This window comes from Thermopolyspora flexuosa (genome assembly GCF_006716785.1).
GTDB classification, from domain to species: domain Bacteria; phylum Actinomycetota; class Actinomycetes; order Streptosporangiales; family Streptosporangiaceae; genus Thermopolyspora; species Thermopolyspora flexuosa.
In genome coordinates, this window is record NZ_VFPQ01000001.1 from 1,916,237 (window position 1) to 1,931,363 (window position 15,127).

General features: G+C 72.2%; 13 protein-coding genes and 3 tRNA genes. 4 read left to right on the forward strand and 12 right to left on the reverse strand.

All coding sequences use genetic code 11. From position 1 onward, the window contains the following. Positions 1-326: 326 nt before the first annotated feature. From FHX40_RS08170 to FHX40_RS08195, 6 genes are all read right to left on the reverse strand, one after another. Positions 327-1,376, reverse strand: coding sequence for a LacI family DNA-binding transcriptional regulator (locus FHX40_RS08170; protein ID WP_142259052.1), 1,050 nt, complete (start codon positions 1,374-1,376; stop codon positions 327-329). A gap of 228 nt (positions 1,377-1,604) precedes the next feature. After that, positions 1,605-2,936 carry an NsdA family TPR-like regulatory protein gene (locus FHX40_RS08175; protein ID WP_142259053.1) on the reverse strand — a complete coding sequence of 444 codons (1,332 nt, stop codon included), beginning with the start codon at positions 2,934-2,936 and terminating at the stop codon, positions 1,605-1,607. Positions 2,937-3,340: 404 nt separating this feature from the next. Then, positions 3,341-3,415 (reverse strand) — tRNA-Val (locus FHX40_RS08180). 6 nt (positions 3,416-3,421) lie between these two features. Further along, positions 3,422-3,492, reverse strand: a tRNA-Cys gene (locus tag FHX40_RS08185). 38 nt (positions 3,493-3,530) lie between these two features. After that, a tRNA-Gly gene (locus FHX40_RS08190) sits at positions 3,531-3,603 on the reverse strand. Positions 3,604-3,725: 122 nt separating this feature from the next. Next, a complete protein-coding gene (locus FHX40_RS08195) occupies positions 3,726-4,442 on the reverse strand; it encodes a DoxX family protein (protein WP_142259054.1) in 717 nt (238 codons plus the stop codon). A gap of 316 nt (positions 4,443-4,758) precedes the next feature. Here FHX40_RS08195 and dusB point away from each other — a divergent pair, with 316 nt between their 5' ends. Next, complete coding sequence (gene dusB / locus FHX40_RS08200) at positions 4,759-5,883, forward strand: tRNA dihydrouridine synthase DusB (protein ID WP_229789146.1); 1,125 nt, start codon at positions 4,759-4,761, stop codon at positions 5,881-5,883. Between the two features lie 313 nt (positions 5,884-6,196). Next, on the forward strand, positions 6,197-6,835 hold the full coding sequence (locus FHX40_RS08205; RefSeq protein ID WP_211350205.1) for a CAP domain-containing protein: 639 nt from the start codon (positions 6,197-6,199) through the stop codon (positions 6,833-6,835). 117 nt (positions 6,836-6,952) lie between these two features. Here FHX40_RS08205 and FHX40_RS08210 read toward each other — a convergent pair whose 3' ends face one another. Further along, a complete protein-coding gene (locus tag FHX40_RS08210) occupies positions 6,953-9,457 on the reverse strand; it encodes a DEAD/DEAH box helicase (RefSeq protein WP_142259056.1) in 2,505 nt (834 codons plus the stop codon). Positions 9,458-9,521: 64 nt separating this feature from the next. On the opposite strand from FHX40_RS08210, the gene FHX40_RS08215 reads away from it, so the two are divergent. Beyond that, entirely contained in the window at positions 9,522-10,217 is a 696-nt protein-coding gene (locus FHX40_RS08215; protein WP_373286910.1) for an HD domain-containing protein, read from the forward strand. Here the strand turns inward: FHX40_RS08215 and FHX40_RS08220 are convergent. From FHX40_RS08220 to FHX40_RS08230, 3 genes are all read right to left on the reverse strand, one after another. After that, positions 10,149-10,421: a DUF4031 domain-containing protein gene (locus FHX40_RS08220; RefSeq protein ID WP_142259057.1), complete on the reverse strand. Its 273-nt coding sequence runs from the start codon at positions 10,419-10,421 to the stop codon at positions 10,149-10,151. The two genes, FHX40_RS08215 and FHX40_RS08220, sit on opposite strands and share 69 nt — an antisense overlap. A 105-nt stretch (positions 10,422-10,526) precedes the next feature. Continuing rightward, positions 10,527-11,294, reverse strand: coding sequence for a rhomboid family intramembrane serine protease (locus FHX40_RS08225; protein WP_142259058.1), 768 nt, complete (start codon positions 11,292-11,294; stop codon positions 10,527-10,529). 120 nt (positions 11,295-11,414) lie between these two features. Beyond that, positions 11,415-11,819 carry a nitroreductase family deazaflavin-dependent oxidoreductase gene (locus FHX40_RS08230; protein WP_142261630.1) on the reverse strand — a complete coding sequence of 135 codons (405 nt, stop codon included), beginning with the start codon at positions 11,817-11,819 and terminating at the stop codon, positions 11,415-11,417. Positions 11,820-11,972: 153 nt separating this feature from the next. Between FHX40_RS08230 and FHX40_RS08235 the strand changes: the two genes are divergently transcribed. Further along, positions 11,973-12,908, forward strand: a complete 936-nt coding sequence (locus tag FHX40_RS08235) for a glycoside hydrolase family protein (RefSeq protein ID WP_229789145.1) — start codon at positions 11,973-11,975, stop codon at positions 12,906-12,908. A 25-nt stretch (positions 12,909-12,933) separates the two neighbouring features. Here the strand turns inward: FHX40_RS08235 and FHX40_RS08240 are convergent, their stop codons facing one another. Both FHX40_RS08240 and FHX40_RS08245 read right to left on the reverse strand, forming a co-directional pair. After that, positions 12,934-13,926, reverse strand: a complete 993-nt coding sequence (locus tag FHX40_RS08240) for a sulfotransferase family protein (protein ID WP_142259059.1) — start codon at positions 13,924-13,926, stop codon at positions 12,934-12,936. Positions 13,927-14,159: 233 nt separating this feature from the next. Beyond that, a complete protein-coding gene (locus FHX40_RS08245; protein WP_229789144.1) occupies positions 14,160-14,909 on the reverse strand; it encodes a sirohydrochlorin chelatase in 750 nt (249 codons plus the stop codon). Positions 14,910-15,127: the final 218 nt, after the last annotated feature.

Here is a 15,127-nt window from a genome sequence, read left to right on the forward strand (position 1 = left end):
CTTCCGGCGGCGTAGGCGCTGTGAATTTTCATGCGGGTCAGGGATACGATGCCGGCGCCGGGAAACAGGAGTCTGCGATTGCCACGTTCCGCGCGCCCGGTGGCGACGTTGTGCCACACGATCTACCGGCCCGGTCAGGCCGCCCGCAGGGGTGTCGCAGGATTTCGCCGACCACGGCGGCCGCAGTACGCGACGGTTGGCGGCCACCCATGACCGGAGCGGCTTTCGCGGCGGTGCCGCCTCGGCGCGTGCACCTCGGCTTCGTGCGCCGGGCCGACCGTTCGACCGCCGCGCCCGGTGCGAAGACGGTACGGCGGCCGCCTGGGTTACGCGGGCACCCGGGCGCGGGCCGGGCCGGTCGAGCCGCGGACCACGAGTTCGGGCTCGAAGAGCAGCTCCTCGGCGGTGACGGAGACGCCGTCGATCTGGTTGACCAGCAGGGTCACCGCGGTGCGGCCGATCGCCTCGATCGGCTGGCGCACGGTGGTGAGCGGCGGGTGCGTGCAGTTCATGAACGCCGAGTCGTCGAAGCCGACCACCGACACGTCCTCGGGCACCGACATGCCGAGGCGGCGCACCGCGCGCACCGCGCCGAGGGCGAGGACGTCGCTGGCGCAGATGATGCCGGTGATGCCGCGCCGTACCAGCCGGGTCGCCACCGCCTGCCCGCCCTCGAGGGAGAACAGGGTGCGCTCGATCGTGTCCGGCTCGGCGGGCAGACCGGCGCGCCGGGCCTCGGCGAGGAACGCGTCGAGCTTGCGGCGGGACGGCACGTGGTCCTCGGGGCCGAGCACGATGCCGATGCGCTCGTGGCCGAGCGCGACCAGGTGCCGGTACGCCTGCTCCACCGCCACCTGGTCGTCGGTGGACACGCAGGGGAAGCCGAGCCCCTCGGTGGCCGCGTTCACCAGCACGACCGGCAGCCGCAACTTCAGCAGCCGGTGGTAGTGGTCGTGCGGCGCGTCCTCCTCGGCGTAGTGGCCGCCCGCGAACACCACGCCGGAGACCTGCCGCTCCAGCAGCATCTCGATGTAGTCGGCCTCGGACAGCCCGCCCGCGGTCCGGGTGCACAGCACCGGGGTGAACCCCCGCTGGGCGAGCGCGCCGCCGACGACCTCGGCGAGCGCGGGGAAGATCGGGTTGCCGAGCTCGGGGAGCACCAGCCCGACCAGCCGGGCGCGTTCGCCGCGCAGCTGGGTGGGCCGCTCGTAGCCGAGCACGTCGAGCGCGGTGAGCACCGCCTGCCTGGTTGCCTCCGAGACGCCAGGCTTGCCGTTGAGCACCCGGCTGACCGTGGCCTCGCTCACGCCGACCTTCTTGGCGACCTCCGCCAGCCGGCGCGTGGTGGTGCGGCCCGACGCCCGATTTTCCGTCACGCCGCAAGCATACGACAGGATTACGCAAACCGCTTGCGGTCACGGCCGTAAAGGTGGCGTGTTCACCTCGCGTGCCCGGGCGCCGGCGGCGGGTCGGCAGAGCAGGTCCGCCTGACGAGAGCAACGTGAGCCGCATCGGAACGCCGATCATATGGGGAAGTCACCCATCTCCGGCTTCGTAAGGAGCCGCTCGAGGGAAATCCGATTTCGCCGGGTGGTGACAAGGCTTTATCGATCCCGGTCGACGATGCGGTTGCGGACGAGCGTCAGGGTCTCGCGCCATTCCTGGGCGGCTGCGGCCTTGCGGGGGACGAGGGCGTCGAACTCGCGTGCCCGCACCATCACGGCGTAGGCGGGTACCGGCCGGCACGTGATCGCCAGGACGCCGAGGCGGCACGCCTCCTCGAGCTCGCCCTCCTTCACGAGCGCGGTGGCGTACGCGAGACGGGTGAGCGCCGGGTCGGTCGTCGCGGCCTTGTCGAACTCCGCGAGAGCGCGTGCGGCGGCCTCGCCGGTCCCTTCGACGTCGCCGAGCAGGGAACGGGCGCGGGCCTCGTAGAACGCCTGTCGCCGCTGCGGGAAGGAGAAGATGCTGCCGTTCACGCTTTCCGGATCGCAGCGCGTCAGCGTCGTGCGGGCCGCATTGTTCGCGCGTTCGAACGCGTCGCGGTCACCGAGGGTCGCGTGGGCGATGGCCACGAAGCTCCACATCCACGCCACCGTGGGGGTGGCCTTGGTCGCCTGTTCAAGGCGTGGGGTGATGTGCGCGAGCACGGCCTGCGGGTCGTTCGCGTAGGTGGGGAAGTACGCGTCCGCCGCATAGGCGTGATCGGCGAAATGCCGATCTCCCGCTTCTTCGGCCGCATGCATGGCGGTTCTCCACCAGCGGCGGGCCAGTTCCGTCTGGTGCAGCGAGAACAGATACTCGCCCATCGTGTAGCTCAACCGCGCCCCTACACGCGCCAGACGCTGCTGCACTCTGGTTGGCTGGTGGTTCTTGAGTAATTCGCGGACGCTCGAGAGGTGCAGAAGTGCTTCCCTGATGACGCTTTCGTGTGAGGCGGTCCTTTCTCCCCGGCCGAGTTCCTGCGCTACGGATTCCAAGAATGACAGCTTTGCTTCGCTGGTCGTGGTGGCGTGGAGGGCCTGCTCGAGCTGATCGGGACCGTGGACCACACTGTCCAGCAGCCCGGCGGTCACCGTCATCGCGCCGAGCTGGAATACCTGTCGCCGTTCCGTGGCCGCCTCCTCCGGTCGGGAGGGTTCGGGGCAAATGCTCCGAGCTTCCTTTTCAGGATCGTACGGCGCAAGTAACTCGGCAACGGTGTAGCCGGGGAACATGCGCTCCAGCACCCGGCAGCGGTCGGCGGAGGGTTTCGTCTTGACCTTGCCGGCGAGCCAGCGGACGTACTGTTCGCGACCCGGTGCCGTCGTGATCAAATTGCGGTCCAGCTTTCGGGCCACTTTGTCGTATTCGCGACAGAAGGCGCGATGTGTCGCGAGGTGTCGCTTGGTGAGCAGCACCTTCAGGAGTGTTTCCCGGCGCTCTGCTTCCGCCATCCGCCTCACCTACTTTCCGAGTTCTTGGTGTCACGGAGAGTGGTGGTGATGGCGATCACTGTAACGCCAAAGCACGAGCAAAGCGCGCGTTTTCGCAGGTGCGGTGACACACGGCCCGGCGGGTGGGCGTTCGTGCCACCGTGACGCCACGGTCATGCCGCACCCGTGTCCGCGACGACCCCCTACGGCCACGCCGTCCGTACCCGGCCATCCGCCATGCGTGGCCCGGCGTGCCGCCGGGCGACGGCGAACGAGGGGAGACAACGACAGAAGATCCGCACCGGCGCGGCCTGGCGGGACGTCCCCACACGCCATCGGTCCGGCGCAGGCGGTTCCACGCGCCGGCCACGCGCCACGACAAGAACACAAGATCCCCAGGTCACGCCGACGACCTGGGGAGACGATGGTGGGCGATACTGGGATTGAACCAGTGACCTCTACCGTGTCAAGGTAGCGCTCTCCCACTGAGCTAATCGCCCGGGGTGAGGTGGAGACGGGATTTGAACCCGTGTACGCGGCTTTGCAGGCCGCTGCCTCGCCTCTCGGCCACTCCACCGAGGAGGCCCTGTCAGCGCTAACCGAAAGACCTCTCCGAGCGGACGACGGGATTCGAACCCGCGACCCTCACCTTGGCAAGGTGATGCTCTACCAACTGAGCCACGTCCGCATGTCGCCCGCGGGGGGTTCGCCCTGCGGTGACTCTGAAACTGTAGCGGGTTTTTCGGCGTGGTGCCTACTCGAATGCTCGGGCGGCGGGCGCGTGCCTCGGGCGTACCGGCCGGAGGCCGGTCAGCGCAGCACCGGAAGCGCCCGTACCAGGCGGGTCCGGGACCACCACGCGCCGAGGCCGAGCGTGTCGCCCGCGTGCGACAGGGCGAGGGCGATCAGCACGAGCGCGTAGACGATGTGCTGGTCGAGGAACGGGTTGCTCTCCACGGGCAGCCCGGCGAGGTAGATCAGCGCCATGAGCACGGCGCCGCAGACCGCGGCGAGGCGCAGGCCGATGCCGAGTAGCAGGGCGACGCCGACCCCGGCCATGCCGATCATGAACAGCCAGTCCGCGTACGGCCGGCCCGCCATGGCGTGGAACAGCTCGGCGAACGGGCCGTCGGCCGCGGAGAGGTAGCCCCGGGTCGGGGAGCCGCCGTTGAGCCAGGCCTGCGAGGCGGCGACGGGCCGGCCCAGCCCGGCGAGGCGGTCGGCGAACACCCACAGGAAGATCAGGCCCATCGCGACGCGGAGCAGCGCCCAGGCCACCCGGGCGCCCCGCAGCGGGTCGCGCGGCCGTACCTTGCGGCGGGTCCCGGCCCGGCGGCGGGACCGGCGGGGTACCTCCGCCACGCGCACCGCCGCCGGACGCGTGGGGTCGGTCCCGGGATAGGGCAGGTAGGGAGGGAGCATCCGGGCGGCGGCGCCGCCGACCGTGTCGCCGGCGAGCGGACCGGCGGCGGTGCGGGGCAGGTCCAGGCGGCCCCGGCCGTCCGCGGGCGTCCGGGCGGCCCGCACCCCGGGTGGTTGCCCGCCGTCGGACGTGCCGCGATCGGCCGCCCCCTCGTCGCGCCCGGGGCCCTGATCGTACGCGGCGTACGCGCCGGATGCGGATGTGCTGGGATCGTGTGACGGTGCGCCGGCAGGCCATGCCTGCCACGCCTCCCTTTGTGTGGCCATGACGCTTCCCCCCGATCTTCACGGTTGTGCCGGGGATCATGCCCATGACGTGCGGATTCTATGTACGGCAAGCGGAATGAGCGATCCGTCCGGGGCCATGGGGGAGGCGGGCCGCGGTAACCGGAGGGTGACGGGCTCGGGTAGAAATGACCGGGTGGGGACGTCGCTGAAGATCGGGCCGCTGGAGGTGTGGCCCCCGGTCGTGCTCGCGCCGATGGCCGGGATCACCAACTCCGCGTTCCGCACCCTCTGCCGGGAGCAGGGCGGCGGGCTGTTCGTGTCCGAGATGATCACGAGCCGGGCGCTGGTGGAGCGCGACCGCAAGACGCTGCGGATGATCCGGTTCGGGCCGGGGGAGACCCCGCGGAGCGTGCAGCTCTACGGCATCGACCCCAGGGTCGTCGGCGAGGCCGCGCGCATCCTCGCCGACGAAGGGCTCGCCGACCACATCGACCTCAACTTCGGCTGCCCCGCGCCCAAGGTGACCCGGCGCGGCGGGGGAGCGGCCCTGCCGTACAAGCGGGAGCTGTTCCGGCGCATCGTGCGGGCGGCGGTCGAGGGCGCCGGGACGCTGCCGGTCACCGTGAAGATGCGCACCGGCATCGACGACGACCACCTCACCTACCTCGACGCGGGCCGCATCGCCGCCGAGGAGGGCGTGGCCGCGATCGCGCTGCACGGCCGTACCGCGCTGCAGCACTACGGCGGGGCCGCGGACTGGTCGGCGATCGCCCGGCTGAAGGAGGCGGTGCCGCAGGTCCCGGTGCTCGGCAACGGCGACATCTGGAGCGCGGAGGACGCGCTGCGCATGGTGCGCGAGACCGGCTGCGACGGGGTCGTGGTCGGCCGCGGCTGCCTCGGCCGCCCCTGGCTCTTCCGCGACCTGTCCGAGGCGTTCAACGGCTCGCCCCGCCGCGCCCGGCCCACGCTCGGCGAGGTGGCCGCGACCATGCGGCGGCACGCCGCGCTGCTGTGCGAGCACCTGGGCGACGAGCGGCAGGGGGTGGCCGACTTCCGCAAGCACGTCTCCTGGTACCTGAAGGGCTTCGTGGTGGGCGGGCCCCAGCGGCGCGCGATCGCCATGGTCTCCACGCTCGCCGAGCTGGAGGAGCTCACCGCGGCGCTCGACCCCGGCCAGCCGTGGCCGGAGGCCGCCGAGGGCCCGCGCGGCCGGGCGAACCCGCGCAGCCGGGTCCCGCTCCCGGAGGGCTGGCTCGACGACCCCTACGACCTCGCGGTGCCCGACGCGGCCGCGGAGAGCGACACCTCGGGCGGCTGAGCGGCCCGCCGGGCACCGGGTTCACCGGTCGCGCGGCCTTGATCCCGCCGTCGTCCGGTCTCCGCCCGATCGGCCGGGAGGACATCGCCGCCGTCGTCGGCCATTGCCGCTCCCGCCGTGAGAACGGCTTTCGGCCGCCCGGTTTCGGTCCTGTCGGGAAAGTGTCTTTATAGGGGCATAAGGCGGGCTGTAAGCGGACCGTAGGGCACGGCAAGCCGCCTGCAGGCGGTCTGTCGTCCAATGAAGGCGCATTCCCCGACCACCGGACACGGCGCGTACCGCGGCGATGTCCCTCGCCCCCTGGGAGACCTCAGTGAACCGTACTCTGCGCCTCCTCGGAATCACCGCCACCGCCGGAATCGTCGCCCTGAGCCTTCCGGGCGTGGCCGCCCAGGCGCACGCCGAGACCAGCACCGCCGCCCCGAACTGCAGCGCACTGGCCAAGTACTACGACGCCGTACCGCGGCCGGACCTCGGCAAGGGCATCGTCCGTACGGTCAACGTCCAGATCGCCCAGGCCACGTACTGCCTCATCAACGCCGAGCGCGCCAAGGCCGGGCTGCCGGCGCTGAAGTGGAACGAGAAACTGCACCGGTTGGCGGTCGAACACGCCCGTGCCGCCGTCAAGCTGAAGTGGTGGAAGGACGGGGCGGACCCGCACAAGAACCCGGTGACCGGCTCGACCCCGGAGAGCCGGATCAGGGGAGCCGGTTACTGCGCCAACGGCCGCTCCTGGTCCGTCGCCGAGATCGCCTACACCGACTGGGGAGGCAGGGGCACCCCGCGGGCCGCGGTCCGCTGGTGGATGAACAGCGACAAGCACCGCCCCCACATCCTGAGCCGCACGCTCACCGAGATCGGCGGCTTCGCCATCGGCGGTGCCGCGGACCCGAAGGGGGCGAATGCCACCGACGCGGGCACCTACGTGATGAAATTCGGCAGCTGCCGGTAACCGCCCGGCGCGAGACGCGCACCCACCGCCCGGCCGACTCGGCGGGGCACCGGCAGGCCCATCGGGTACGCCGGGCCGGAGCACGCCGACCCGGCGTACGGCGATGCGGACCACGGGTCAGCCGAGGCGGTCGAACGCGGTGACGCGGACGACCGCGCGGCCCTCCTCGTCGGAGGCCGCGAGGTCGACCTCGGCCGAGATGCCCCAGTCGTGGTCGCCCTCGGGGTCGTCGATGATCTGCCGGACCCGCCACACGCCCGGCTCGCTCGTGTCGATGAGCAGCAGGTTCGGGCCGCGCGCGTCGGGGCCGGTGAGGATCTCGTCGTGCTCCTCGTAGTAGGCGTCGAGGGCCGCGGTCCAGTCGATGTCCGGGGCGAGCTCGGCGAGCTCCTCCTCCTTCTCCAGCGCGGCGAGCTCGACGAGGCGGAACATCGCGTTGCGCACGAGCACCCGGAACGCCCGCTGGTTCGCGGTGACCGGCTTGGGCTTCTCCTCGATCTCCTCGCTCTCCTCCAGCGCCTCGTCGGGGTTCTGCAGCTTCTCCCACTCGTCGATGAGGCTGGAGTCGACCTGCCGCACCAGCTCGCCGAGCCACTCGATGAGATCCTGCAGGTCGTCGGTCTTGAAGTGCTCCGGCACGGTGCGGTCGAGCGTGCGGTAGGCGTCGGCGAGGTAGCGCAGCACCGTGCCCTCGGCGCGGGCCAGCTCGTAGTACTGCACGTACTCGCTGAACGTCATCGCCCGCTCGAACATGTCGCGGACGATCGACTTGGGGCTGACCGTGTAGTCGCCCACCCACGGGTGGCCGCGCCGGTAGGTCTCGTACGCGGAGAACAGCAGGTCCTCCAGCGGCATCGGGTAGGTGATCTCCACGAGCCGCTCCATGCGCTCCTCGTACTCGATGCCCTCGGCCTTCATCTCCGCGATCGCCTCGGCCCGGGCCTTGTTGAGCTGGGCCTGCAGGATCGGCCGCGGGTCGTCGAGGATCGACTCGATGATCGAGACGATGTCGAGCGCGTAGGTGGGGGACTCCGGGTCGAGCAGCTCGAACGCGGCGAGCGCGAACGTGGACAGGTTCTGGTTGAGCGCGAACTCGGGCTGCAGGTCCACGGTGAGCCGGGCCCGGCGGCCCTGCTCGTCCGGCTCGGGCAGCTGCTCGACCACGCCGCCGGCGAGCAGCGAGCGGTAGATCGCGATCGCGTGGCTGATGTGCCGCCGCTGCGCCTTGCGGTCCTCGTGGTTGTCGGTGAGCAGCCGCTTCATCGCCTGGAAGCAGTCGCCCGGCCGGTTGATCACGTTGAGCAGCATCGCGTTGCTCACCTTGAACCGGGAGACCAGCGGCTCCGGCTCGGCCTGCCGCAGGCGGTTGAAGGTCTCCTCGCTCCAGTTGACGAAGCCCTCGGGCGGCTTCTTGCGCACCACCTTGCGCCGCTTCTTGGGGTCGTCCCCGGCCTTGGCGAGCGCGCGCTCGTTCTCGATCACGTGCTCGGGGGCCTGGCACACCACGTAGCCCGCGGTGTCGAACCCGGCCCGGCCCGCGCGCCCGGCGATCTGGTGGAACTCGCGGGCGCTGAGCAGCCGCACCCGCTTGCCGTCGAACTTGCTCAGCGCGGTGAACAGCACGGTGCGGATCGGCACGTTCACCCCGACGCCGAGGGTGTCGGTGCCGCAGATCACCTTGAGCAGGCCGGCCTGGGCGAGCCGCTCCACCAGCCGCCGGTACTTCGGCAGCATGCCCGCGTGGTGCACGCCGATGCCGTGCCGTACCAGGCGGGACAGCGCCCGGCCGAACCGGGTGGTGAACCGGAAGCCGCCGATCATCTCGGCGATCGCGTCCTTCTCCTCCCGGGTGCACATGTTGATGCTCATCAGCGCCTGTGCCCGCTCCATCGCGGACGCCTGCGTGAAGTGCACCACGTAGACCGGGGCCTGCTTCGCCTCGAGCAGCTCCTCGAGGGTCTCGTGCAGCGGCGTCATCCGGTAGGAGAAGTACAGCGGTACCGGCCGGGTCGCCGAGCGGATCGTGGTGGTGGGCCGCCCGGTCCGCCGGGTCAGGTCCTTCTCGAACCGGGTCATGTCGCCGAGCGTCGCCGACATCAGGATGAACTGCGCGTGCGGCAGCTCGATCAGCGGCACCTGCCAGGCCCAGCCGCGGTCCGGGTCGGAGTAGAAGTGGAACTCGTCCATCACGACCTGGTCGACGTCGGCCTCCTCGCCGTCGCGCAGCGCGATGTTCGCGAGGATCTCCGCGGTGCAGCAGATGATCGGCGCGGACGAGTTCACCGCGGCGTCGCCGGTCATCATGCCGACGTTCTCGCTGCCGAAGATCGCGCACAGGTCGAAGAACTTCTCCGACACCAGCGCCTTGATCGGCGCGGTGTAGAAGGTGCGGCGTCCCTCCGCGAGCGCGGCGAAGTGCGCCCCCGCCGCCACCAGGCTCTTGCCCGACCCGGTCGGCGTGGCGAGGATCAGGTTGTTGCCGCTGACGACCTCGATCAGCGCCTCCTCCTGCGCCGGGTACAGCGTGAGGCCCCGCTCGGCGTTCCACTCGACGAAGGCCTCGTAGATCGAATCGGGGTCGGTCTCGGCAGGAAGATGCTCTAGGAGGGTCACGTCCTCCATACTGCCGAAGACGCCCGACATGGTCGAAACGCGCAGGCGAAGGTCCCCGGCCTATGCTGCTCGGGTGGCGACCACCGTGACCCCCGCCGCCCGCGACGCCGACCTGGCCGCCGCGTGGCGGCGCCTCACCCCCGACAGCGCGGCCTCCCGGGCCGTGTGCGCCGAGCTGCTCGCCCGGTGGGCGGAGCCGCACCGCCGCTACCACACCCGCGACCACCTGCGCGCCGTGCTCGCCGCGGTCGACCGGCTCGCCGACCTCGCCGCCGACGCCGACGCGGTACGGCTCGCCGCCTGGTTCCACGACGCTATCTACGACGGGCGGCCGGGGTGGGACGAGGAGCGCAGCGCGCAGCTCGCCCTGGCCCGGCTGCCGCGGTGCGGGGTGCCGCCCGGCCGGGTCGCGGAGACCGCCCGGCTGGTCCGGCTCACCGCCACCCACGCGCCCGAGCCGCACGACCGCGACGGCGAGGTGCTGTGCGACGCCGACCTGGCGATCCTCGCGGCGCCCGCGGACGGCTACGCGGCCTATGCGGCGGCGGTCCGGGAGGAGTACCGGCACGTGCCGGACGCGGCGTTCGCGGCGGGCCGCGCCGAGGTGCTGGCCCGGCTGCTCGCCATGCCGCGGCTGTTCCGCACGCCCCTCGCGCGCGAGCTGTGGGAGGAGCGGGCGCGGGCGAACCTCGCCGCCGAGCTAGCCCGGCTGGCGCAGCCTGCGCCGCCGCAGCCCGGCGGCGGTGAGCCGCATGACGAGCACGCGTGAGCTCACCGGCTCGGCACCCAGCATGATCGCCCGCTCGTAGGCGGTCTCCGGCACGTCGTAGTGGTCACGGTCGAACGCCCGCGGGGGCGCGCCGAGCCGCGCGGCGAACTCGTGCAGCTCGTCGAGCGAGTGGTCGCTGACCAGGTGCGACCACAGCAGCCCGCGCGGGCCCGGCCAGATCGGCGGGTCGATCAGCACGGCCATGCCGGAACTCCTCGCGACGGCGTCCTCGCCGGGCCCGTGCCGGCCCGGCGGCCACATCGTAGCGGCGGTACGGCCGGGCCCCGGCGGCCCCGGCCGTACCGGCGGTCACAGGCCGAGGTCGTCGAGCTCCTTGTGCAGCGCGGCGCGGGACGACGGCGGCCGGAAGGCGCCGGGCCGCGCGTTGCCCGGGGGAACCGCGCCGGGGATGCCGCCGGGCGGGACCGTGCCGGGCGGGACGATGCCGGGCAGGTCGCCCGGCCGTGCCGTACCGGAGGGCGGCGAGGCCGCGGCGGCGGGGCGGCGCTCGCGGAACAGCCAGCCGCCGAGGATGCCGCCGACGAAGCCGAACAGGTGGGCCTGCCAGCCCACGCCCTCCTGGGGCAGCAGCCCGGCGAACTGGTAGGCGAAGCACAGCGCCATCACGACGCCGATCACGATGTCGATGAGATGGCGGTCGAACGCCCCGCGGACCAGGATGTAGCCGAAGTACCCGAAGACGATGCCGCTCGCCCCCGCGCCGACCGTGCCGGGGCTCGCGGTGAACCAGGCGCCCAGCCCGCTCGCCACCGCGATCAGCCCGGTGACGCCGAGGAACCTGCGCACGCCCCGGTAGGCGGCGAGGAAGCCGAAGATGAACAGCGGGCCCGAGTTGCCCTGGATGTGCGACCAGCTCCAGTGCAGGAACGGCGCGGTGAAGATGCCGGGCAGCCCGTCGGTGTCCCAGGAGCGCACCCCGAACCGGTGACTGAGGTCGTACCCGGTCAGCCAGTTGACGATCTGGAGCGCCCAGATCACCGCGAGGAAGCCGACCATGACCCAGAACGCCTTCCGGGCCTCGGCGACCATGATCTCGGCGGTGCGGCCTTTCTCCATCCTTTCCTCCCCTGGTGGCCCCCTGCCGAGACGATAGCGGCCCGGGGCGAAGGGAAGGAAGCGCGCGAACGGGGACCTCGCCGTACGGCGAGGCCCCCGCCGGACCGATTCGCCCGCCGGTCAGCGGCGCTCGAGGATCACGACCGGGATCTCGCGGTCGGTCTTCTTCTGGTACTCCGCGTAGTCCGGCCACACCTCGACCATGTACGGCCACAGCTCGGCCCGCTCCTCGGGCGTGGCGGTGCGCGCGTTCGCCTCGAACCTGTCGGCGAGCACCTGCACCTTCACCCGCGGGTTGGCCTGCAGGTTGAGGTACCAGTCCGGGTGTGCCGGCGCGCCGGCCTTCGACGCGACCACCACGTAGACGTCGCCGTGCTTGCGGTAGATGAGGGGTGTGGTGTGCTCCTTGCCGGAGACCCGGCCGGTGGTGGTGAGCAGGAGGGTCGTGGTGCCCCGCTCCCACTCGTGGCCCTCCCGGCCGTCGGTCTCCTGGTAGCGCCGGACATGCTCCTTGCCGAACAGCATCAGCTCACTCCCAAGGTCGTCGATGGCGGGTTCGTTACCCGCCCTCACGGCGATCATCCCTCTCCGTGACGGCATGCGCGGACCGCGGTTCTTTACCCGGTCCGGCGGTGTTGCGGATGGCAAAGACAGTGGATGGTGCGGTTATCGTTAGGCGTGCTCAGCGAAAACACCGCCCATCGCGGCGACCCGCTGGTCGCCGTCACGCTGCCCGATCCCGCGCGCTCGGTCGTCGCCATCCCCCCGCCCGGTGACGGCCCCGGGTACTGGTCCGGGGCGCCCAGCGCCGTGCTCGCCGACGGAGAGGTCTACCTCGCGTTCCGGCTGCGCCGCCCGATCGGCAAGGGCCGGGGGTATGCGGTGGTGGTCGCCCGGTCGGCCGACGGCGTGCGGTTCGAGCCGCTGCTCACCATCACCAAGGAGCAGATGGACGCCGAGTCGCTGGAGCGGCCGCGGCTGGTGCGCACCCCCGGCGGCGTCTGGCGGTTGTACCTGAGCTGTGCCACCCACGGCAGCAAGCACTGGCGCGTGGAGCTGCTCGAGGCCGGCGACCCGGCCGGGTTCGACCCGCGGCAGGTCCGGGTGGTGCTGCCCGGCGACGCCAAGACGGCGGTGAAGGACCCGGTGATCGTCCACCGGGACGGCCTGTGGCACCTGTGGGCCTCCTGCCACCCGCTCGCCGACCCCGACGAGGCCGACCAGATGGTGACCGACTACGCCACCAGCGTGGACGGCGTCGAGTGGTCCTGGCACGGCACCGCGCTCGAGCGCCGCGAGGGCTGCTGGGACGCCCGCGGGGTGCGGGTGAGCGCCGTGCTGTTCGCCGGCGAGGGCGACGAGCGGAGCGTGGTCGCCTACTACGACGGCCGGGCGAGCGCGGCGGAGAACTACGAGGAGCGCACCGGCGTGGCGATCGGGGCCGACCCGGCCGCGCTCACCGCGCTCGGCACCGCGCCGAAGGCGGTCTCGCCGTACGCCGGGGGCGGGCTGCGCTACCTGGAGGTCCTGCCGATGCCGGACGGGCGGAAGCGCCTCTACTACGAGATGACCCGGCCCGACGGCGCCCACGAGCTCCGCACCGAGCTGCGCTGACCGTCCGCGACGGGGCCCGCGCCGGTCAGCCGGTCTCGGGGCTGGGGCGCGGGCGGCCGTTGCGCGCCTGGCGCTGGCCCTCCGGGCGGGCGCCGACGAGGCCGCCGGAGCGTTCCCGGGGCCGCAGCCAGTCGCTGAAGTCGGCGCCGGTGACCCGCTGCAGCAGGCGGATGTCGTCGGCGAAGTAGCCGATGAGGGCCTGCCGCTGCGCCCAGGTGAGCGGCTGGCGCGGCCGGGCCCGCCGCTGCAGGCGCTGCTCCAGCGCGTCGGAGAGGGCCGCGCCGACCCGGCCCGGCACCCGGGCGCCGACGCGCTGCGCCGCGGACAGCAGCCGGTGCCCCAGCGTGGGCTCGGGGTGCGCGGTCACGTTCTCCCGCGGGATCTCGGTGACCAGGCCCGGGGTCACGCCGAGGAACGGGAAGATCCGGTCGAGCGTCTCGGCCGGGCGGTCCACCAGGTCGCGGTAGCGGAACACGAGCACCTGCTCGCGGGGGAACAGCCGGTACAGGTGCTCGAGCTGCTCGCCGTACCGGCCGAGGCGCACGTAGTGCCAGAACGGGGCCCACCCGGCGGCGATGCGCCGCTCCTCCTCGGCGCAGGCCCGCACCACGTCGTCGATCGGCTCCAGGCCGGCCGACCACAGGTGGGTCCAGTTGGAGTGGGCGCGCTCGACCGGGTCGCGCAGGATCGCGATCAGCCGCGCGTGCGGGATGAGCTCGCGGATGCGCCGCTGCGCCGCGCGGTCGTAGAGGTAGAACGGCGTGGACTCGCCGCACAGCGCGCCCTTCGGCGCGCCCGCGAACAGCGCCTCGTAGTCCTCGCGCCGCCAGACGTGCTCACGGTAGGTCCGGGCGTCGCCGGGTCCCCCGCCCCTGGTCGGCGGCGGGCCGTCGGTGAGGAAGAACTTCGGCTCCTTGACCGGCGACATGTACAGCTCGGGGTGACGGGAGAGGGCCGCGTGGAGGGCCGTCGTGCCGGCCTTGGGGGCTCCGATGACGAGGAAATCCGGGAGGGGCATGCCCACCTCCAGCAGACACACGGTAATACCTACCAAAAGTAGGTGGATTGTCGGAGTGTGTCACCGGCCGGATGCGGCCACCGGCGCCGGGGGCCGAGGAACGGAGCGCGGCGCGGCGCGTCCGGGGTGCGGTGCGCATGGATGGCGTATTGCCCCGCCGCGTGGTGATCATCCCTTCCCGGCGGCGGCACGGAACGTGATCCGGGTCACTCCGCCGCCGGGCGCTCAGCGGATCACTCGAGCTCGTAGAGGGTGTTGCCGTAGGCCTCGATGATGAGGCGGGCGAGGGAGGTGTGGGCGCCGATGGGCTGGGCGCAGCCCGCGCCGATGCTCTCCGCGGCGGCGCGCACCTCCGCCGGGTCGGCCTCGGGGCCGATGATGCACGGGGCGATCGCCAGGCGGGACGCGCCGATCTTGTGCAGCCGCTCGGCGGCGTCGCGCGGCCCGGGGCCGTCGTCGACCGACGCCGCCACCACCGGGATCGCCAGCCGCGCGGCGAGCAGCACCGCCGTGGTGTCGGCCGCGCGCACCGCCTCCGGACCGCCCGCGGTGAGCACGATGATGCCGTCCACCGGGGAGGCGATGTTGAACAGCCGCACCCGGTCGGCGCGGGCGAGCCCGGCGTCGGCGAGCCGGATGTGCATCACCTCGGCGATGAGCGGGTGCGGGCCGAGCGGCGGGTTGATCATGACCTGCGTGCCGCTCGCCGCGATCGCCTCGCGCACCATCCGGTACACCTTCGGGTGCGGCCCGGTCACCAGCGGGGCCACCACGGCCGAGACGGCGCCCTGCGGCCGGCTCGCGGCGATCTCGTCGAGCTCCTTGGCGAGCCCGTCGATGTCGTCACCCAGGTGCACCAGCCGTACGTCGACCTGCGGGTTGTCGACCCGGAGCATGCGGGCGATGTCCTGGGGGACCTCATCGTCCCGGCCCGGAGCGGCCACCACGAGCGCGGGCGCGTCGGGCGGCAGATCGCTCGGCACCGGACGACGATGGCGGCCGGTGCCGCCCGGCCGCGAAGAGGATGAGCGGTCGCGTATCGGCAGAGGCGGATGGGGCGGCAGGCCTTCGTTCACATTGGCGGATTTTAGGGGGATGTCGCGACCTTTGCCGATCGAATGATCGATCAGTGACCAGGCACCCTAACGATGTGGAAAGGTTTGTCTCACTTTCCTTCCACTGTGCGGGTGAGGTCGTCGGG